15 protein-coding genes are annotated in these 20,526 nt (G+C 71.0%); 1 reads left to right on the top strand and 14 read right to left on the bottom strand.

All coding sequences use genetic code 11. The features are described 5' to 3' along the window. Positions 1-48: 48 nt before the first annotated feature. The 9 genes from ACFWRV_RS30005 to rplU form a co-directional block, all read right to left on the bottom strand. Positions 49-540 (bottom strand): hypothetical protein, encoded by a 492-nt coding sequence (locus ACFWRV_RS30005; RefSeq protein WP_384338946.1) that lies wholly within the window; start codon positions 538-540, stop codon positions 49-51. Between the two features lie 127 nt (positions 541-667). Further along, positions 668-1,822 carry a glutamate 5-kinase gene (proB, locus tag ACFWRV_RS30000; protein WP_384338944.1) on the bottom strand — a complete coding sequence of 385 codons (1,155 nt, stop codon included), beginning with the start codon at positions 1,820-1,822 and terminating at the stop codon, positions 668-670. Positions 1,823-1,992: 170 nt separating this feature from the next. Further along, the gene (locus tag ACFWRV_RS29995; RefSeq protein ID WP_384338942.1) at positions 1,993-4,761 is read right to left on the bottom strand and encodes a CDP-glycerol glycerophosphotransferase family protein; all 2,769 of its coding nucleotides are present in this window, start codon (positions 4,759-4,761) and stop codon (positions 1,993-1,995) included. Between the two features lie 193 nt (positions 4,762-4,954). Continuing rightward, a complete protein-coding gene (locus ACFWRV_RS29990) occupies positions 4,955-6,193 on the bottom strand; it encodes a glycosyltransferase family 2 protein (protein ID WP_384338976.1) in 1,239 nt (412 codons plus the stop codon). 174 nt (positions 6,194-6,367) lie between these two features. Next, entirely contained in the window at positions 6,368-8,476 is a 2,109-nt protein-coding gene (locus ACFWRV_RS29985; protein ID WP_384338940.1) for a hypothetical protein, read from the bottom strand. Between the two features lie 228 nt (positions 8,477-8,704). Beyond that, the gene (locus tag ACFWRV_RS29980) at positions 8,705-10,204 is read right to left on the bottom strand and encodes an SDR family NAD(P)-dependent oxidoreductase (RefSeq protein WP_384338938.1); all 1,500 of its coding nucleotides are present in this window, start codon (positions 10,202-10,204) and stop codon (positions 8,705-8,707) included. 343 nt (positions 10,205-10,547) lie between these two features. After that, positions 10,548-11,984: a GTPase ObgE gene (obgE, locus tag ACFWRV_RS29975; protein WP_384338936.1), complete on the bottom strand. Its 1,437-nt coding sequence runs from the start codon at positions 11,982-11,984 to the stop codon at positions 10,548-10,550. A 145-nt stretch (positions 11,985-12,129) separates the two neighbouring features. Then, the gene (rpmA, locus tag ACFWRV_RS29970) at positions 12,130-12,387 is read right to left on the bottom strand and encodes a 50S ribosomal protein L27 (protein ID WP_006124388.1); all 258 of its coding nucleotides are present in this window, start codon (positions 12,385-12,387) and stop codon (positions 12,130-12,132) included. Between the two features lie 14 nt (positions 12,388-12,401). Continuing rightward, positions 12,402-12,722 carry a 50S ribosomal protein L21 gene (gene rplU, locus ACFWRV_RS29965; protein ID WP_003969204.1) on the bottom strand — a complete coding sequence of 107 codons (321 nt, stop codon included), beginning with the start codon at positions 12,720-12,722 and terminating at the stop codon, positions 12,402-12,404. Positions 12,723-13,066: 344 nt separating this feature from the next. On the opposite strand from rplU, the gene ACFWRV_RS29960 reads away from it, so the two are divergent. After that, positions 13,067-13,669: an acyltransferase gene (locus ACFWRV_RS29960; RefSeq protein ID WP_384338934.1), complete on the top strand. Its 603-nt coding sequence runs from the start codon at positions 13,067-13,069 to the stop codon at positions 13,667-13,669. A gap of 18 nt (positions 13,670-13,687) precedes the next feature. Here ACFWRV_RS29960 and ACFWRV_RS29955 read toward each other — a convergent pair whose 3' ends face one another. The 5 genes from ACFWRV_RS29955 to ACFWRV_RS29935 form a co-directional block, all read right to left on the bottom strand. Then, positions 13,688-14,971 carry a nucleotide sugar dehydrogenase gene (locus ACFWRV_RS29955; protein WP_384338932.1) on the bottom strand — a complete coding sequence of 428 codons (1,284 nt, stop codon included), beginning with the start codon at positions 14,969-14,971 and terminating at the stop codon, positions 13,688-13,690. Then, positions 14,968-16,545 carry a glycosyltransferase family 2 protein gene (locus ACFWRV_RS29950; RefSeq protein ID WP_384338974.1) on the bottom strand — a complete coding sequence of 526 codons (1,578 nt, stop codon included), beginning with the start codon at positions 16,543-16,545 and terminating at the stop codon, positions 14,968-14,970. Before ACFWRV_RS29950 ends, ACFWRV_RS29955 begins: the two co-directional genes overlap by 4 nt. A gap of 68 nt (positions 16,546-16,613) precedes the next feature. After that, positions 16,614-18,137: a glycosyltransferase family 4 protein gene (locus ACFWRV_RS29945; RefSeq protein ID WP_384338930.1), complete on the bottom strand. Its 1,524-nt coding sequence runs from the start codon at positions 18,135-18,137 to the stop codon at positions 16,614-16,616. A 46-nt stretch (positions 18,138-18,183) separates the two neighbouring features. Beyond that, positions 18,184-19,203, bottom strand: a complete 1,020-nt coding sequence (locus ACFWRV_RS29940) for a Gfo/Idh/MocA family protein (RefSeq protein ID WP_384338928.1) — start codon at positions 19,201-19,203, stop codon at positions 18,184-18,186. Further along, positions 19,200-20,318 (bottom strand): DegT/DnrJ/EryC1/StrS family aminotransferase, encoded by a 1,119-nt coding sequence (locus ACFWRV_RS29935; protein ID WP_384338926.1) that lies wholly within the window; start codon positions 20,316-20,318, stop codon positions 19,200-19,202. Before ACFWRV_RS29935 ends, ACFWRV_RS29940 begins: the two co-directional genes overlap by 4 nt. Positions 20,319-20,526: the final 208 nt, after the last annotated feature.

Below are 20,526 nucleotides of genomic sequence, written 5' to 3'. Positions count from 1 at the left end.
CGAGACGGCCGACCCGAGGGGCGGACGTCACCTGGAGCACCGCGGGGGTCAGTAGGGGTGCACGCCCACGGGGGCCGCGGGCGGCGGCCCGTAGCCCTCGGCGATCCGCAGGTGGTAGGTCTCGCGGTCGATGACTTCGAGGCCGACGATCTCCCAGGGCGGGAGCTGGGCGCTGGAGCGGTGCTCGCCCCACAGCCGCAGCGCGACCGCGGCCGCGTCGTGGAGGTCGCGAGCCTCTTCCCAGTAGCGGATCTCCGCGTGGTCGCCTGCGTAGCGGCTGGTCAGCAGGAAGGGATGGTCGTGCGCGAGCTGTTCCAGACCGCGTCTGACCTCTCCCAGCGGAGTCTCGGTGCCCGACACGCTGAGCGTGATGTGCCAGAGCTTCGACTGCGGGGACTCCTCCTTCGCCGTCGTGACCGGCTCCCGTTCGACGGCGTCCGACGGAAGGGGATTCCGGTCGAAATCCGCCCCCGCCCCGACACTCGTCAGGGCGCGGTTGGCCGTGCCTCGGGGCGGCGCCCCCGGGCGCGCTCGTCTCACCGGCGGCCTCCTGTGGTGTGTTGCTCTGCGGTCCCCTGTTTCCCCACAACAAAGTGGACCAGTCCACAGCCGGGCGTGGGGTGGTTTTGCCGAAGGTCCCCGCCGAAGAGCCGGACTTTCAGCCGTTTCAGGGGGTGAGGCGCGGCGTGAGAATGACCAGATCGTCCCTGTGTACGACCTCGCGCTCGTAGGCGGGCCCCAGTTCACGGGCCAGGTCCCGGGTGGAGCGGCCGAGCAGTTGGGGGATCTCCTTCGCGTCGAAGTTGACGAGTCCGCGGGCGATCGGGGTGCCGCGCGGATCGCGCAGTTCGACCGGGTCGCCGGCGCTGAACTCGCCCTCGACGGCGGAGATTCCGGCGGGCAGCAGCGAGGTGCGCCGTTCCACCACGGCCCGTACGGCGCCGTCGTCGAGGGTGAGCGCGCCCTGCGGGGTGGAGGCGTGGGCCAGCCACAGGAGCCGGTCGGCGGAGCGGCGACCGGTGCGGTGGAAGTACGTGCCGGTGTCGCGGCCCGCGAGGGCGTCGGCGGCCCGGCTGGCGGAGGTGAGGACGACGGGGACGCCCGCGGCGGTGGCGATGTTGGCGGCCTCGACCTTGGTGACCATGCCGCCGGTGCCCACGCCCGCCTTCCCGGCGCTGCCGATGGTGACGCCGGCGAGGTCGTCGGGGCCGGTGACCTCGGCGATCCGGGCGGCGCCGGGGGTGCCGGGCGGTCCGTCGTAGAGGCCGTCCACGTCGGAGAGCAGGACGAGCAGGTCGGCGTGGACGAGGTGGGCGACGAGGGCGGCGAGCCGGTCGTTGTCGCCGAAGCGGATCTCTTCGGTGGCGACGGTGTCGTTCTCGTTGACGACGGGGACGGCGCCCATCTCCAGGAGCTTGTCCAGGGTGCTGTAGGCATTGCGGTAGTGGCCGCGGCGGCTGGTGTCGTCGGCGGTGAGGAGCACCTGGCCGACGCGGACGCCGTAGCGGGCGAACGAGGCGGTGTAGCGCGCCACGAGGAGGCCTTGGCCGACGCTGGCGGCGGCCTGCTGGCGGGCCAGGTTCTTGGGCCTGCGGACCAGGCCGAGGGGGGCGAGCCCGGCGGCGATGGCTCCGCTGGAGACGAGGACGACCTCGCGTTCGCCGCCGTCCCTGACCTTGGCGAGGACGTCGACGAGGGCGTCGACCCGGTCGGCGTCGAGGCCGCCGGAGGCCGTGGTGAGCGAGGAGGATCCGACCTTGACGACGACCCTGCGGGCGCCGGTCACCGCTGCCTGACGGTGCGACGGCCTCTGCTCTGCCACGTGCTTCCTCGCTCTGGATCGCCCCGGTGTCCGACGGGGGCCTTCGTGCCGCCCCCGGCACGTCACAGTACGCGAGCGGCCGCCCCCGCCGCCTGCCCGTTCCGCTCGGTGGACGCCGGAGGGCGGCCGGTGGGCGGGGTGCGGGTGGGCGGCGGGAGCGGCCGGGTGGATCAGCTCTGCAGCTCGTCGTTGACGGCGAGCATCCGGTCGACGACCCGGGCGGCGGAACGGCCGTCGGAGGGCTCGCAGAAGTCGACCCGGAACTGGGCGTACTTCTCCTTGTACTCCTCGCTCACCGCGTCGATGTTCCGGATCGCGGCGACCAGGTCCTCGGAGGTCTTGATCAGCGGGCCGGGGGCGCGGGAGGTGAAGTCGAAGTAGAAGCCGCGCAGGGTGTCGCGGTAGTGCTCCAGGTCGTACGTGAAGAAGAGCATCGGCCGACCGGAGTGCGCGAAGTCGAACAGCACCGAGGAGTAGTCGGTGATCAGGACGTCGGCGATCAGGTAGAGGTCGGCGATGTCCGGGTAGTACGTGACGTCGTAGACGAAGCCCTGTCCGGCGCCGGGGATGGAGTCGAGGACCTTGTGGTGCTTGCGGTAGAGGAGCACGTGGTCGTCGCCGAGTTCGCCGCGGGCGGCCTCGACGTCGATCTGGTTGTCGAGCTTGAAGCGGCGTCCGCCGTAGCGCTGGTCGTCGCGCCAGGTAGGCGCGTACAGGACGACCTTCTTGCCCGCGGGGATGCCGAGCTTCTCCCGTACGGCCGCGGCGCGCTTGACGCGGTCGGGGGCGTGGAAGACGTCGTTGCGCGGGTAGCCCGCCTCCAGGACCTCGCACTGGAGGCGGAAGGAGTTGGTCATGATCGGGGTCGAGAAGGCGTTGGGCGTGATGAAGAGGTTGTACTGACGCGAGCGCTGGGGAAGGCTCGCGATGTAGGCGAGGTTCGCCTTCGGCGTGCCCAGCAGGTCGGCGCCGATCCGCTTGAGCGGGGTGCCGTGCCAGGTCTGGACGACCACCTGGTCCTCCCGGCGGACGAACCAGTCCTTGATGCCGCCGTTGGTGACCACGTAACGGCTGCGGGCGAGCGCCTCGTACCACTCGGCGCTGCGCCACTCCACGCCCCGGACGCCGGGCGGGAGGGGGACCTGCTCGTCCCGGACCATGACGATGTGCTCCAGGTCCGAGTCCCGGCGCACGAGCTCCTCGTAGATCGCGCGGGGCGAGTCGGAGAACTGCTTGCCGCCGAAGCTGTTGTAGAGCACGGCGTTCCAGAGCGGCAGCTTGCGCAGCTCCGGGGTGGTCACGTCGCTCATCAGGCGCTGGTGGTAGGCGGAGCGCAGCTCGGGGGGCAGGACGCTGCCCGCCTCGATGAAGATCCGGTCGTAGTCCAGGCGCTCCACCGTGTACGTACGGTTCGCTCCCTGGTGGACGAGCGGCAGGGTGCCGACCAGGTCCGGCCGGATACGGACCGGGATGTCGTGTGCGTGGTTCCACTCGGTGGTGGCGCGGAGCCTGGGCAGCCAGCGCCCCTGGCGGAGCGATACCGGTCCGTCGTAGGAGGCCATGCGATCCGGCGTGACCCGGGCGGTGAAGCGGCCGTCCGCGAACTCGACCGGCAGCGGGCGGTCCTCGTGACGGGTGGTGTGGCGCAGGACCATCTTCATCCCGTCCACGCGCCCGGTGTAGGTGCCGCTGAGCACCAGCTCGCCGTCGGCACTCCACCGGACGTCGTCGACGAGCGGCATGTTCACCCGGATCTGCGGGGTGAAGTTGCCGACGCCGTCGGTCACCACGGCGAACTCGCGGCCCTCGGGCAGCGGGTGCACGCCGGTCTCCAGCTTCTGGCCCATGGTGGCCCGGCGGCTGCTGCCGTCGGCGAAGAGGATGCTGACGTTGTACTTCCAGGAGCGGCCGGGCACGATCCGGTCCACGGGGATGTCGGCGAAGGCCAGCCGGGCCGTGTGCCGCAGCCAGCCGTCGGCTCCGCTCTCGGTCTGCTGGAGCGGCAGCTCGGTGGAGAAGCCGCTGGAGGCGTGCGAGATCCTCAGGCCCGTGGGGTACTTGCCCGCGGGGGTGGTGACGCGGGACCGCAGGGTGACGGTGAGGTTCTCGCCGTCGGACTCGTGGCCGACGACCTCGGCGGGCACCACGTCGACCGAGATCCGCAGGCGGTTGCGGTCGAAGCCCGCGACGAGGCGCACGCCGTCGTCGAGGAAGCGGGTCAGGCTGTGCCCGGCGGAGCCGGCGTTGTTCCTGGTCACGCTGCCGATGGACATGCCGCCGGGGCGGGGGATGCCGATACCGAGCCGCCAGGTGGCCGGCTGCCACTTGCCCTGGACCCGCAGGCGGCCCGGGTCGACGGCGAGCTCGAAGCCCGACCAGTCGTAGTTGTGCAGCGCCCCCTTGGCGGCGGCGGTGGCGCGCGGCTCCAGGACCGTGCGCATGCGCAGCGGCAGGGTGCTCCGGCTGCCCAGGCGCCGCAGGGCGGCGACGCGCAGCGAGCGCTTGCCCGTCGCGGAGGGGGCGTTGGGGATGTAGGCGTAGCCGCCCACGACGAGCTTGCCGTCACGCCAGGCGAGGTCCAGGAGCTTGCTGCGCACCGGCAGCTCGCTGCGGGTGAAGTTGCGCACCGAGGGGGGCAGCGAGTCGCTCTCCACGCCGGGCAGTTCGATGCGTGCGCGTCTCAGCCCCCGTACGGAGAAGGCTCCCGGGTTCTCCCGCTCGTAGTGGAGGAGTTCGCCCAGTTCCTCGCCGCGGCCGCTGGCGGCCAGGTGCCATTTGACGCGGGCCATCGGCGAGAACTGGCGCACCAGCTTGGGTGCGGCCTGGGACAGGAAGCTCTCGGCTGCGCGATGGAAGGCGGGGCGCTCCTCGACCGGAGTCTCGGGGAAGTACTTCATGAGCCGACTGAGCTCTTCGGGGATCGCATCGAGGGGCGCCACGGGAGAGTGCCTTTCCGGGGGGACGTGCAGATGATGAACCCCAGGAAACCGGGGCGTAAATGAGACGGGTACAACGGTCTCATGGTTGCCCAGCAGTATGGCGTGACGCCAATCACAAGGTGGGGGCGATACGCCCTCGGGGCTCCCGCCGGGTGCGCTGCCCGGGGCGGGAGCCCGGCCGGAAGGTTATGTCTCAGACGCGGTGCGCCCGGGGCGCGCGGAAGGCCGCGTGCGCCGTCCGGCGGACCTTGCGGACGACTCGGCGGGCGAAGGATACGTACGGCTTCGGCGGCGTCGGGTCGACGCGGTTGCCCCCGATCCACTCCGTCACGGTCACCTCGTAGGCGGAGTCGGGGAGCGGCGCCCCCTCGCCGAAGTGCGGATACGCCAGGTGGAGCCTGGACGGGTTCCCCCGGCGGACCTTCTCGGGCTCCTCGCCGTCCTTCATGAAGCGCAGGACGTCGAGCAGGAGGTCGAGCCGGTTCTCGGCGATGCACATCAGCCGGAGCCGCTCGTGGACCTTGACCCGGCGGGCGAGGCCGGGGGTCCAGTAGGACTGCACGAGCGGGGCGGCGAGCGCCATCTTCCGCTTGCGGACGGCCTCCTTCTGCTTGAGCAGTTTGGGGCCGAATTGTGGCAGCAATGTGATGGCGAAGGGACGGACCATCAGCGCGTCACGCCGGGATCCGGCGGGCACCAGCTCGGCGATGAGGCCCATGAGCGCCCGGGCCGAGTCGAAGCGCCGCGTGTAGTCGCCCTTCTTGGTCATCTGGTTGCGGTCCTCGCGGCCCACCAGGTAGTAGCAGGTGTAGTCGGCGACGACCGAGACGCCGTTGCCGCGGAGGTAGGCCTCCATGGTGAACAGGGCGTCCTCGCCCGTCCGCAGCGTCTCGTCGAAGGACATGCCCAGGCGCACGAGGAGTTCGCGCCGGAACAGCTTCTGGGCGCTCAGCGTGAACTTGATGTTGGAGTCGAAGAGGTCGGCGCGCTCGACCGTCTCCTTCCACATCGACTTCGCCGCACCCCGGTTGACGCCGACGATCTTGCCGAGGACGACGTCCGTGCCGGCCCGGTCCCCCATGGCGACCAGGCGCTCCAGGGCCTCCTCGCCGAAGTAGTCGTCGGCGTCCAGGAAGAAGACGTACCGTCCGCGGGCCATGCCCAGACCGACGTTACGGGGGCCGCTCGGCCCGCCGGAGTTCTCCTGGCTGACGACCCTCATGGGGATGTCCGTGCGGGCGGCGAACTCCTTCAGATACTCCCCGCTGCCGTCCGTGGAGCCGTCGTCGACCGCGACGATCTCCATCCGCCCCGCGCCGATGGTCTGCGCCTGAACGGACTCCAGGCAGCGGACCAGATAGGGCATCGCTTCATACACCCCGATGATCACACTGACATCGGGCTCATCACTTTTCTGCGGCATGTCGGCCATCTGCACCTGTCGATTGGATCCAGAGAAAGGGAGATTGCCCGACTATGCACTTTTTATGCATGAATACGACGAGCGACCCGTACATCCCTCCCTGAGGAGAGACGGACGGGTCGCCATCGGGGTTGCTTCATTTCCGGACAAGTGATCACCGATCACTTGTCCGAGACCGGCCGGTCAGAGGAGGCGAGACGCCTCCTCACCCGTGGCCGGATCCCGCTGGTCGGACGCGCCCACCGCGTCCGGGTCCGCCGAGGCCGCCGCCTCGTCGGACAGCTCCTGCTCACCGTTTCCGGCGCCGCTGGAGGAGTCCTCCGGGTCGGGCCCGGCCGAAACCAGCGGCTGACCGGCGGCCCGTTGGGCGACTCCGGCGTTGCGCGCCTCGGCCTTGGCCGCGAGAGCGTGCACGGCGGCGTTGAACTGCTCCATGGACGTCGGCTCGTCCGGGCCCAGCAGATAGCTCTTCAGCTCGTGACGGGCCTCGGCCTGGGTGTCCGCCGCCGGGTCCGCAACGGCGGCCAGCAGTTCGTCGAGCTCCCCGGCCTCGTTGGTGAGGATGACGGCAGCGCGCACCGCGGTGTTCTGCCTCCGGAACTCCTCCGCGCCCAGGGCCGCGGAGTCGGTCACGGCGTAGGGCTTGCCACTCGCGATGAAGTCGGAGACCACACTGGAAATGTCCGAAACCATCGCGTCGGCCTCGTTGAAGCAGTCGTACAGGCGAGGCTGCGCCCCGGTGACCGTACGGTGCTCCCACCAGCCGAAGGACCGCCAGTAGGCGTCGTTCCACGCGGACCGCAGGGCCGTCGTCTCGGCCTCCCGAGCGGGGTCGGCGAGCGAGATCCTCGACAGCTCGGCCGCGTCCCCGCTCGAGCGGCCGGAGGACTCCAGCTGGGCCAGGCGGGCCTCGATGCGGGCCAGTTCGGTCCGGGCCTCGCGCTGTGCGGCAGCCGCGTCGGCGGCCTCGGCGGCCCAGCGGGGCTCGGCGGCGCGGCGGCCGGCCGCGGCCTCCAGCATGGCGGTGATCCTGGCGTCGACGGCCTTGGCCTTCGCGCTCCGGATACCGGTGAACGGGTGCGGCTTGTAGATGACCCGGACCGGCGGGTCCGCGGCCAGCAGCCGCCGCACGATGTTCTCGCCGGCCAGCAGCAGCGACGTGTTGCCGGGGTTGTCGTCCCAGCCCTCCCAGGTGGGGGCGTAGAGGACGGTGGCGATCGGGTTGCGCAGGGAGCCCGTCCAGCTCTGGATGGGCTCCAGCTGCGGGCGTCCGACCTCCACGATGTCCTCGTCGCGGACTCCCACGTCGGCCAGCGCGTAACGGTCGCGGCCGGCCCGGCCGGCCGTCCACACCTCGTCGTACACCTTGGAGTACGGGTTCACGCTGGCGAGCTTGTCGCTGTCGCCGTGGCCGATGAAGACGTGCTTCATGGTCGGAACGCGCAGGATGTGGATGTTCTTGCCCACGTTCGCGGGGTACAGGCAGACCCGGACCGTGGAGAGGTCCAGGTTCATCAGGTGCGTGCCCGCCGGTACGCAGATCACCGGGACCGAGGTCTCGGCGAGCTGTGGGACGAGACCGCGCTCCCGCATGATGATCAGCGGACGCCCCTCGACCCGGCTCATGGTCTCCAGCCACATGTTGCCCTGGTAGGCGGACTCGTTCGAGCCGGAGAAGTAGAACACCACGGTCGGCTGGTACGAGCGCAGCCAGGTGTCCACGGCGGCGAGCACCGCGGGGGCCGGGGGAACCAGCCGGCTGCGCCGTGCGAAGGGGGCGAGCAGGATCAGAAAGAGCAGAGCCAGCAGCAGCGTGAGGGCACAACCCGCGTACCCGATCTCGTCCACGCCCGTCCCGGCCGCGATCAGCACACCGACGACCGCGGGGATGTCCAGGTGGAGCATCTTCTCGGCGGACCGCCGCAGCAGCAGCTGCGGCGGAGCGTCGGGGATGCGGACGGCGCTCAGGTCGACGTTGCGCGTGACGACCGGCATCGTGCGGCGCAGCCGGATCAGCGTGGTGAGCGCCCCGTGCGGAGCCTGGAGCGCGTAGAAGAGAAGGAATCCGGCCACCGCCGCGTAGAAGAGCGGCTCTTCCGCGAGATCCAGCCGCGCGAGAAGCAGGATCACCATCAACTGGCGGAGCAGAAAGCGGATCGACAGGCCGGCACGCACTTTGCCGAGCCGGTTGATCAGGTAACTCCCCCGCTGGTGCAGATACCAGTCCACGAAATACGTGGCGGCCGTGGCCGCCGCGAAGAACCAGATGTTGGGGAGAAGCGCGGCGAGCATGACACAGGGGTATCCCAACGCCATCAGCAACGCTGCCGCCAGCTCAGACCTGTTGCCCACGCGGGCCAGGCGAATAGCTGTCGAAATCACGAAGAACCTGCTCCAGAGAGGGGTGCCGGTTAATTCACCTATAGCGGGAAATAAAAGGGTGCGTTCTCACGCATTCGGGCCTCTGTGCTCACGGAAAGGTGATCACAGAGGCCCGAAAAGCTCATTTGTCAAGAATTATTACACATCTGCTTGACGGTCCAGCACCGAGGCCAGAGCCTGCTCGAAGCCAGAGGATTCGGCGGCTCCGGCCGTCGGGTCCTGCTGCCGTACGTCGATGACGTGACCGGTCAGCTCGGAGAGCAGGACGTCCAGCGAGGTGCGCGCCACGGCCTCCGAGGAGAGCAGCGAACCCTCGGGCTCCTGGCCGAACGCCTTGGTGCGCATCGGGGTCGCGGTGCGCTCCGGGTTCACGCAGTTGACCCGGATGCCCTCGCCCGCCCACTCGTCGGCGAGCGCCTGGGTGAGGTTGACCATGGCGGCCTTGGTGGAGGAGTAGAGGCTGTACTCGGCGCGGCCCCGGGTGTAGCTGCTGGAGGTGTAGAGCAGCAGCTGGCCCTGGGTCTCCGCCAGGTACTTGTACGAGGCGCGGGCGATCTGGACGGGCGCCAGGTAGTTGACGTTCAGCGCTTCCTGGATCGTCGTGTTGTCGGTCTCGGCCAGCCTGCCGATCCGCAGCACGCCCGCGGTGTTGATGACGTAGTCGACGCGGCCGGTCTCGCCGTACGCCTTGGAGAGCGCGTCGTCCACGTGCTCCGGGTTCTCCACGTGCGTACCGGTGGTGGAGCGGCCGAGGGCGTAGACCTTCGCGCCGTAGCTCTCGGCCAGCGCCGCGATGTCGGCGCCGATGCCGTACGAACCGCCGAAGACGACGAGGGTCTTGCCGGTGAGGAGCTCCCGGTAGGCGGCCTCGTCGGCCTGGCGCGGGGCGGCGGTGGAGGCCAGCTGGAAGAGCTTGTCGGTGATGAAGACGTCGACCGGCTGGGTCACCTTCATGTTGTACTCGTCGCCCGCGACCACGTAGATCGGCACGTCGGGGAGGTACTTGAGGACGACCGAACAGTCGTCGGTGGCCTGGAAGTTGGGGTCCCCCGCCGCGACCTCGTAGGCCCTGCGGATCGTGGAGAGCTTGAAGGCCTGCGGCGTCTGGCCGCGGCGCAGCCGGGAGCGGTCGGGCACGTCGGTGATGAACTCGCCGTCCTCGCCGTGCGTACGGGTCACGATGATCGTGTCCGCGGACGGGATGGCGACGTCGACGGCCTGGTAGCGGTCCAGCGCGTCGACACAGTCCGTGATCACACGCTGTGACAGCAGGGGGCGGACCGCGTCATGGAAGAGGACGTTGCGGTCCTCGCCCTCGGCGAGGCCCTCGCCGAGGGCCGCGATGGCGCGCTCGGTGGTCTCGTTGCGGGTGGTGCCGCCCTCGATGATCCGCGTGACCTTGGACAGTCCGGCCTTGGCGACGATCTTCTCGACGTCGGGGACGAACCCGGGCGCCATCAGCACGATGACGTCGTCGATGCCCTCGGCGTTCTCGAAGATGGTCAGCGTGTGCTCGATGACGGCCTTGCCGGCGATCTTCAGCAACTGCTTGGGGATCGACAGGCCGACGCGCTGGCCGGTCCCACCGGCGAGCACGACCGCTGTGGTCCGGGGCTTGGCTTCATGCGGCACAGACACAGACGACCTACCTTGCTATGACAGGGGGAACAGTGTGATGGTCGCACTCTCCGTGACCGTCTCGCAAGGTGGACGTCGTCCGTCGCTCGCCCCGCGGATGCCCGCAGTTCACCCTCTGGCCAGGGAAGTTGGGCGATACCGGGGTGCTGCTCGGGGTGACCGACCCCACAGATGTGTTGCGCAATCGGCACATGAGCAGCGCGCACACCCGGTGTGACCGGCGAAAACCGCCGACGCCCGGCCCCGAGGCTACCGGACGGCCCGCCTCCGGAGAGACGGGCCGTGGGCCGCGAACGAGGGGACGCCCCCGTTCGGAAGGAGGCGAACTCGCCTCCGGGAATCCCTAGAAGGGGTCGAACTCGTCGTACTCCTTCTCCGCGTCGTCGCGTTCGGCGTCGCGGTCCCGGCGGCGCTGCGCGGCGGGGCGCGGCTCCTCCAGGCGGTGGTCCTCGCCGCGGCGGCCGAGCATCTCGGCGCCGGCGCTCACGGTCGGCTCCCAGTCGAAGACGACCGCGTTCTCCTCGGGGCCGATCGCGACGCCGTCACCGGCCCGGGCGCCCGCCTTCATCAGGGAGTCCTCGACGCCGAGGCGGTTGAGCCGGTCGGCGAGGTAGCCGACGGCCTCGTCGTTGTTGAAGTCGGTCTGGCGCACCCAGCGCTCGGGCTTCTCGCCGCGCACCCGGTAGATGCCCTCGTCGTCCAGGGTGACGGTGAAGCCCGCGTCGTCGACGGCCTTGGGGCGGATGACGATGCGGGTCGCCTCCTCCTTGGGCTTGGCGGCGCGCGCCTCGGCGATGATCCCGGCCAGCGCGTAGGACAGCTCGTTGAGGCCCTTGTGCGCGATGGCGGAGACCTCGAAGACGCGGTAGCCGCGGGCCTCCAGGTCGGGGCGGATCATGTCGGCGAGATCCTGGCCGTCCGGGATGTCGACCTTGTTCAGGGCGACGATGCGGGGCCGGTCCTCCAGGCCGCCGTACTGGCGCAGCTCCTCCTCGATGATGTCGAGGTCGGAGACGGGGTCGCGGTCGGACTCCAGGGTCGCGGTGTCCAGGACGTGCACGAGCACCGAGCAGCGCTCGACGTGCCGCAGGAACTCCAGGCCGAGGCCCCTGCCCTGGCTGGCGCCGGGGATGAGCCCGGGGACGTCCGCGATGGTGTAGACGGTCGAACCGGCGGTGACGACGCCGAGGTTCGGTACGAGGGTGGTGAACGGGTAGTCCGCGATCTTCGGCTTGGCCGCGGAGAGCACCGAGATCAGCGAGGACTTGCCCGCGCTCGGGTAGCCCACGAGGGCCACGTCGGCGACGGTCTTGAGCTCCAGGACGATGTCCCGGCTCTCGCCCGGCTCGCCGAGCAGCGCGAAGCCCGGGGCCTTGCGGCGGGCCGAGGCCAGCGCCGCGTTGCCGAGGCCGCCGCGGCCGCCCTGACCGGCCACGAAGGTGGTGCCCTGGCCGACGAGGTCGGCGAGCACGTTCCCGGCCTTGTCGAGGACGACGGTGCCGTCGGGGACGGGCAGGACCAGGTCCTGGCCGTCCTTGCCGGAGCGGTTGTCGCCGGCGCCGGGCTGGCCGTTGGTGGCCTTGCGGTGGGGGCTGTGGTGGTAGTCGAGCAGCGTGGTCACGGACTGCTCGACGACGAGGATCACATCGCCGCCGCGTCCGCCGTTGCCCCCGTCGGGGCCTCCCAGCGGCTTGAACTTCTCACGGTGGACGGAGGCGCAGCCGTGGCCTCCGTTACCCGCGGCGGCATGCAGCTCGACGCGGTCCACGAAGGTGGTCATGGTTGGTGCCTCCAGGTACAGCAGGGAATTACGGAATTGTCTCTGTCGTAACACGCCGAGGGCGGACCCGCTTCCCCGTTCGCCGGGAAAGCTGAGATCCGCCCTCGGAAGGTGCTGTGTGTCGTTCTGCGCGCGCTGAGAAGGATCAGACGGCGAGCGGAACGATGTTCACGACCTTGCGGCCGCGGTGCGTGCCGAACTCCACCGCACCGGCGGTCAGCGCGAACAGCGTGTCGTCGCCGCCACGGCCGACGCCCGCGCCGGGGTGGAAGTGGGTGCCGCGCTGGCGGACCAGGATCTCACCGGCGTTGACGGCCTGACCGCCGAAGCGCTTCACGCCGAGCCGCTGAGCATTGGAGTCGCGCCCGTTCCGAGTGGACGATGCGCCCTTCTTGTGTGCCATGTGTTCTCAGTCCCTTACTTCGCAGCCGCGGGGATACCGGTGACCTTGATCGCCGTGTACTGCTGGCGGTGACCCTGGCGACGGCGGTAACCGGTCTTGTTCTTGTAGCGAAGGATGTCGATCTTCGCGCCCTTGTGGTGGTCCACGATCTCGGCCGTGACCTTGATGCCGTCCAGCACCCACGGGTCGCTGGTGACCGCGTCACCGTCGACAACGAGCAGGGTCGAGAGCTCGACCGTGTCGCCAACCTTGGCAGTGGAAATCTTGTCAACCTCAACGATGTCGCCGACAGCAACCTTGTGCTGGCGACCACCGCTGCGCACGATGGCGTACACGCGGATCTCTCTCTCGCTCGGAACGGATCCCCTGATGCCAGCCGCTCGCACGGGCCGAGGCCCGGGGCGATCCGGAAGGATGAGCGGCCTCTCCTGGCGGACGGCGCGAACACCGACCGTGACCGGGAGGGATGTGCTCAGGGGCAGGTGCATAAGGAAACACACCGAGAGTCAAGGTTACGGGGCGGGGGTGTGGGGGTCAAACCGGCCCCGGGCCGTCCGATACCCCGCCTGCGCCGGGATCCTGCACACCGACATCTTCGACGGTGGAGCCGCCCTTACCGGCCCGTACGGCACGGAAACGCTTAGGTTTCGCGTAGAACCCTCTCCGGAAGGCGTCGAACGTGGACTACCGAGTGCAGCCGACCGCCCAGGTCGACGAGACGGCCGTCATCGGAGCGGGCAGCAGCGTCTGGGAGCTGGCGCAGATCCGTGAAGGGGCGCGGCTCGGCGAGGACTGCGTGGTCGGCCGGGGAGCGTACGTCGGCGCCGGCGTGCGCATCGGCGACAACGTGAAGCTGCAGAACTTCGCCCTCGTCTACGAGCCGGCCGAGCTGGCGGACGGGGTCTTCGTGGGTCCGGCGGTGGTGCTCACCAACGACCACAACCCGCGGTCGGTCGATCCCGACGGCCGGCAGCGGCGCGGCGGCGACTGGGAGCCGGTGGGGGTCGCGGTCGCGGAGGGCGCGTCGCTCGGGGCGCGGGCGGTCTGCGTCGCCCCGGTCCGGATCGGCCGGTGGGCGATGGTCGCGGCCGGCGCCGTCGTGACCAAGGACGTCCCGGACTTCGCGCTGGTGGCGGGTGTGCCGGCCCGCCGGATCGGCTGGGTCGGGCGGGCCGGCGTACGGCTGGTCGCCCGGGAGGGCGCCGCCGGGGAGTGGGAGTGCCCGGCCACCGGAGCCCGGTACACGCTGACGGACGGGGTCCTCACCGAGCGCGCGGGGTGAGGACCGGGCGCCACCGGCTCACCCGCCGATGACGATCCGCCGCACCCCCGGCCAGCGGGCCGGGTCGGTCGTCCGGCGTCCGTCGACCAGGACGCGCACGTCCGGCAGGGCGTCCGCGGAGAGCTCGCGGTACTCCGGGTGATCGGCCTGGACGACGGCCGCGGTGACGGCCTGCCCGTCGTGCGGGACCAGCCCCAGGCCGCGCAGCTCGTCGGGACCGTACAGGGGGTCGGAGACGAACGGCACGGCACCGCGCGCCCGCAGGGCCTCGACCACGCCGAAGACGCCCGAGAAAGCGGTCTCCTTGACGCCGCCGCGGTAGGCGGCGCCCAGGACCAGCACCCCGACGCCGTTCAGGTCGCCGTAGGCGGCCGCCAGCAGGTCGACGGCGTACGCGGGCATGGCGGCGTTGGCCGCCCGGGCGGCGCGGACCACCGTCGCCTCCGGGTCGTTCCACAGGTACATCTGCGGGTAGACCGGGATGCAGTGTCCGCCGACGGCGATGCCCGGCCGGTGGATGTGGCTGTAGGGCTGGCTGTTGCACGCTTCGATGACCTGCTCGACGTCGATGCCGCTGCGGTCGGCGAAGCGGGCGAACTGGTTGGCCAGCGCGATGTTGACGTCCCGGTAGGTCGTCTCGGCGAGCTTGGCCAGTTCGGAGGCCTCCGAGGCGCCCAGGTCCCAGACGCCGTTGGGGCGGGGCAGGTCGTCGCGGTCGTCGAAGTCGAGCACGGACGCGTAGAAGGCGACTCCGCGCCGCGTGGACTCCGGGTCGATGCCGCCGACCAGCTTGGGATAGCGGCGCAGATCGGCGAAGACCCGGCCGGTGAGGACCCGCTCCGGCGAGAAGACCAGGGAGAAGTCCGCACCTGCGCTCAGCCCGGAGCCCTCGGCCAGCATCGGCGCCCAGCGCGTGCGGGTGGTGCCCACGGGCAGGGTGGTCTCGTAGCTGACCAGGGCGCCGGGCCGCAGCCCGGCGGCGACGGACTTGGTGGCGGCGTCCATCCAGCCGAAGTCGGGGACGCCCTCGGCGTCCACGAAGAGCGGGACGACGATCACGACGGCGTCGGACGCGGCGACCGCGGCCGAGGTGTCCGTGGTGGCGGAGAGCCGGCCCGACCCGACCGCCTCCCGCAGCCGCTCGCCCAGCCCCTCCTCGCCGGGGAAGGGCTCGGTGGCCGCGTTCACGAGGGCGACGACCCTCTCGTCGGTGTCCGCGCCGATCACCGTGTGGCCCTTGGCGGCGAACTGCACGGCGAGCGGGAGCCCGATCTTGCCCAGGGCGACCACACAGATATTCATCCGCTCCGCTTTCTCTCGGATCCCAGCACTCTCCACAGCCGTGTCGCCCATCCCCCGCGCTCCATCAGCGGAGCCGTCGTGATCACGAGCCTGCCCTTGGAGTTGGGCCAGGCCGCGACCCGGTGGGGCTCGGCCTCGCCCCACCGGCGGGCCAGCGGCATGGGCCGCCCCTCGGTCCGCACCGGGATCTCATAGGTCCGCCCCGCGACGTCGAGGTAGACCCGGACCCCCTTCTTGGCCCGGACCGCGGGCACCGGGAGGCGGGCCAGGACGACGGTGCCGGGCCCGTCCTCCGCCGGCTTCACGACGACGTCGCCCAAGGACGGGGGGCCGGGCCCGCCCGGCGGCAGTCTTCGAGCGCCCGGCCGGTCGGCGCTCTGCGGCATGGCGCCCTGCGCCAGGGCGACCGCCACCGAGGAGGTGTCGCCGGTGACCGCGATGCGCAGCCGAACGATGAGCCCGAGGTCCTCGCCGTGCTGTTCCCAGTCGGCCGACTCGAACGCGGTTCCCGCCGCGAGACGGCCGGCGACGGTTTCGCCGAGCACCTCGTAGTACCGGTCGTCCAGTCCGGTCGCGGGGTCCCGGAATCCCGGATAGGCGGCGAAGGCCCGGTCGCCCTCCAGCAGGAAGGGCGGGGCGCCCTGCCGGGTCTCGTCGGCGATGGCCCGGCTCAGGGCTTCCACGGCCCCTTGGCGGGCCAGCCCGAACCGCACCCGCCTGCGCACCCCCGTACCGTCGCGCAGCGCCTCGCTGTAGTAGGCGTCCAGCAGCTCAGCGATCCCGTCGCACAGGGTCTTCCTGGTCACTGCGGGCAGGGCCGGGAAGTCCGCCAGCAGGAGCTTGGAGAGCTCCCAGGTGAAGTGCCGGGACAGGAGGGCGTCCCTGTTCGGGCCCGCCTCCACGAGCCCGGCCGCGTGGTCCATGATGCGGGCGGTGCACCGCAGCCGGCTGAGGTGGTCGGCCCGGTAGGTGATGTTGCTCGCGTCGCCCCGCTTGACCGCGTAGTAGCAGATGTAGTCGGCGAGCACGGAGATCCGGCGGGCCCGGACGCAGGCCTCGATGGTGAAGGGCTGGTCGCTGCCGACCGGCAGGTCCTCGGGGAAACGCAGGGCGTACTTCTCCACCAGCGCACGCCGGAAGAGCTTGGTGTTGGCCAGCGTGAACGGCAGCGGCGAGTCGTAGAGGCTGATGTCGGGGGCGTTGTGTTCGTACAGCTTCTGGTGGACGTACCGCCCGTTGACCCCGACCGCCCTGCCGACGACGACGTCCGACCCGTGCTCGTCGGCGTACGCCACCAGCCGCTCCAGGGCCTCCTCCCCCAACCGGTCGTCGGAGCCGACGAAGAAGACGAAACGGCCGGTCGCCCGCTCCAGGCCGCGGTTGCTCGGCGCGGCGGGGCCGCCGGAGTTGGCCTGGTGCAGCACAGTGACCGTGTCCGGGTACCGCGCGGCGAACCGGTCGAGTTCCGGCCCGCTGCCGTCCGTCGAGCCGTCGTCGACCGCGATCACTTCGAGGCGGTCCAGCCCGATGCTCTGGGCCACCAGGGAGTCCAGGCACTCCGTCAGGTAGGGCATCGTGTTGTAGACGGCCACGATCACGGTGACGTCGGGGGGTCCGGTCCCGGTGACGTCGGGCGGTCGGGTCACGGAGCGACTCGCGTCATCCGTCGCGCGGCCGGGGCCGGAGCGCCTTCGACGAGCCGGGAGTACACGCCGTCCAGGACGGCCGCCTGCGCCTCCCAGGTCCACTCCGCGAGCAGGTCCCGGCGCGTGTAGGCGTCGCGGTAGCGCCCGGGATCGGCGAGGACCGCCCTCATCGCCCGTACGTAGTCCTCGACGTCCTCGGCCGTGAACACCTCGCCCTGGCCGGTGGCGGTGACCGTCGCCCCCATCGTCCGGACGTCGCTGACGACCAGCGGGAGCCCCGCGTGGGAGTACTCGAAGAACTTGGTGATCAGGGCGATCTCGTGGTTCGGCCAGTGGTGGATCGGGATGACCCCGACGTCCGCCGCGGCCAGATGGCGGACCACCTGGTCGTGCGGGACGTACGGCAGGATGTGCACCCGGTCGCGGACGCCGAGCACCGTCGCCCGCGCCTTGAGCGACTGCATGTAGGGCGAGCCGGCGCGGGGCACGATGAACGCCACATGGGATTCCGGCAGGTGGGGCAGGGCCTCGACCATGGTGTCCAGGCCCCGCTGCGGAGCCGCCGAACCGCTGTAGACCGCGAGCGGCGCCTCCGGTCCGATGCCGCACAGGTCCCGCAGGTCGGGCACCGGCTCGGCGGCCCGGTCCGCGGGGATCACCGTGTCGGGGGCGTTGAGCACGACGTCCGGCAGATCCCTCAGCCCGTGCTGCTCGGCGAGCATCTTCGCGAGCGAGGACGAGACGGTCGTGACGGCGTCGGCGTACTTCGCGTGCTCCCTCTCGTGTGCGCACTGGGCGACGTGCCAGCGCGGGTGCGGGCTCCACGGCTTGATGCCGGGCAGGAACTCGTGCGCGTCCCAGACGAGCCGGACGGTGCGCCCCTTGGCCTCGGCCCGCAGTTTGGCCCGCGCGCCCACGCCGAGCATCCGGAAGTCGTTGGCGTGGATCAGGTCGGGCTCCAGGGCGTCGATGACCTTCCCGAAGGCCAGTTCCAGGTCCCACAGTCCGGGGTCGAGCCGCCGCCAGGCCCGTTCGCCCATCGCCCGTACCCAGAAGGCCGTGGTGAAGCGGTCGAGCGGGGTGTCCATGTCCTTGCGGCGCCGCTCCAGCGCCGCGGTGTGCCGGGCCCGCAGCCGGACCCACCGTCCCATGCCCCGGGAGAGCACGCGGGCCGGCAGCAGTCGCGTCGCGGCCGCCCCGGAACCGCTGCGCCCGGCTTCGATGACCCGCAGGTTCAGTTCGGCCCGCCACGCCTTCATCCGCTGCTTGCGGTACTCGGCCAGGGGGCCCGGAGGGTAGGCGAGCGGCGCGCGGAGAACCGCCCGGCGGTACTCGTGCCGCCGCCGTTGCAGCGGTGTCGCCACGGGCAGCAGCCGGACCCGGGCCTCCCCCAGCTGCCAGCTCTGCGCCTTCTTGTTCGGCGACTTGCCGAGAAGGACGACATCCCAGCCGGCCGCCGCGGCGGACCGGGCCTCCTTCTGGACCCGGGAGTCCCCCTTCACCGCGTTGTCGACCAGCATGACGATCTTTCCCCGGGGCCTGCCGACGGGGGCTGAGGACGGAGGGTCAAGCACCACGAGGGATCGTTTCCTCCCGCTCGAAGACGACAGTGCGCCCGCTCCTGGCCGAGTCGAGCAGGGAGGCGGCCACCTCCACGGTGCGCAGTCCCTGCCGCAGGGTGCAGATGTCGGCGGAGAGACCCTGCACGGCGTCCCGGAAGAGTTCGTGCTCGACGAGCAGGGGCTCACGCTTGGGGATGGCGTAGCGGATCATGTCGCCCTCGGAGACCCCACGGAACGCGCGCAGGGCCTCCCACTCGGTGGCGACGGAGGCGTTCGAGTAGAACGTCAGGTCGGCCGTCAGCGTGTCGGCGATGAGGCAGCCCCGCTCGCCGGTGACGGAGGTGAACCGCTCCTTGAGCGGGCTGAGCCAGTTGACCAGGTGGTTGACCATGGTCCCGTCGGAGAGCCGGCCCACCGCGCTGACCATGTCCTCGTAGGGGCGGCCGGACTTCGACACGGTGTGCGCGGCGATCGACACGTAGCTCCGGCCGGTCATCCACGCCGTCAGGTCGATGTCATGGGTGGCCAGGTCCTTGACCACGCCGACGTCGGCGATGCGGTGCGGGAAGGGACCCTGACGCCGCGTCACGATCTGGTAGAGATCGCCGAGTTCACCGCTCCGCAGACGGTCCCGCAGCGAGCGCAGGGCGGGATTGCACCGCTCGATGTGCCCCACGCCCGCGACGAGGTTCCGCGACTCGAAGGCGTGCACGAGCCGCAGGGCGCCCTCGACGGAGTCGGCGAGCGGTTTCTCGATCAGCACGCAGACGCCCGCCTCGGCCAGCCGCAGGCCGATCTCCTCGTGCAGTCCCGTGGGGCAGGCGACGACGGCGTAGTCGATGCCCAGGTCGAGGAGCTGCTCGACGTCCGGCAGCACGGGAGCGCCTTGCGCCCAGCCGTTCTTGTCGCCCATCGGGTCGACGACCCCGACCAGGTCGACGCCCTCCAGGGCCATGAGCACCCGGGCGTGGTGGCGGCCCATGGAGCCGAGGCCGATGAGCCCGGCCTTCAGTGCGGCGGTCACGGGTTCTCCCCCAGGGCGTTCACGGCGGTGACGATGCGCTCCAGGTCGCCCTCGCTGAGCGAGGGGTGGACGGGCAGCGACACGACCTCGGCGGCGGCCTTCTCCGTCTCGGGCAGGTCCCAGGTGCGGCCCGCCTTCTGATCGGGCTCCCAGTAGGGCTTGAGGCGGTGGATCGGCGTCGGGTAGTAGACCGCGTTGCCGATGCCCGCCCCGGTGAGCTTCGCCATCGCGGCGTCCCGGTCACCCCTGATCCGCACGGTGTACTGGTGGTAGACGTGCCGGGCGCCCTCGGCCACCGGCGGTGTGGTGACGGCCGGGGCGGTGACGCGGTCGTCGAGGTACGCGGCGTTGGCGCGGCGCCGCTCGGTCCAGGCCTCGACCTTGCCGAGCTGTACGCGTCCGACGGCGGCGGAGACGTCGGTCATCCGCATGTTGGCGCCGACGATCTCGTTGGCGTACCGCTGCTCCATGCCCTGGTTGCGCAGCAGGCGTACGGTGCGGGCCAGTTCGGCGTCGGCCGTCGTGACCATGCCGCCTTCGAGGGAGTGCATGTTCTTGGTCGGGTAGAAGCTGAAGGCGCCGCCCGAGCCGAACGCGCCGACCGGCGTTCCGTGCAGGGCGGCGGTGTGCGCCTGGCACGCGTCCTCGACGACCGCGAGTCCCCGCCGCTCGGCGATGGGCATGAGCCGGTCCATCGCCGCCGGATGGCCGTAGAGGTGTACGGGCATGATCGCGGCCGTACGCGGGGTGATCGCGGCCTCGACGGCCGCCGGGTCGAGTCCGAAGCCTTCCGGCTCGATGTCGGCGAACACGACGTCGGCTCCGGTCAGGCGGACCGCGTTCGCCGAGGCCGCGAAGGAGAACGAGGGGACGACGACCTCGTCGCCCCTGCCGATGCCCAGGGCCAGGAGCAGCAGGTGGAGGGCGGAGGTGCCGGAGTTGACGGCGACGCAGGTCCGCCCGTCGACCAAGGCGGAGAAGCGCTCCTCGAAGGCGGCGACCTCGGGACCCTGGACGACCCGTCCGCTGCGCAGCACCTGGACCACGGCGTCGATCTCGGCCTCTCCGATGACAGGTGAGGCCACGGGAACCTGCTGCTCGTTGATGCTCGTCATCGACGTCCTCCTCGGCGGGTGCACCGCTGACAAGCCCCAGCCCTGCCACACCAGGGATGCGTCAAATCATGACACATCGGACATCTGTCGGGTGGGAGGGAAGCCGCCGACCGGCCGGGACGCCACGGCCGGAAACGCGGACGTCCCGCCCCGAAGTGCTCGGGGGGGGGCGTGCGCCGGGGAGCCCGGGGGGGGGAGGCGGGGGTTC

It is taken from the genome of Streptomyces sp. NPDC058576, from assembly GCF_042718715.1.
In the GTDB taxonomy this organism is placed as follows: domain Bacteria; phylum Actinomycetota; class Actinomycetes; order Streptomycetales; family Streptomycetaceae; genus Streptomyces.
Note: the sequence above shows the minus strand (reverse complement) of the source record. Positions and strands in the feature narration are given on the sequence as shown.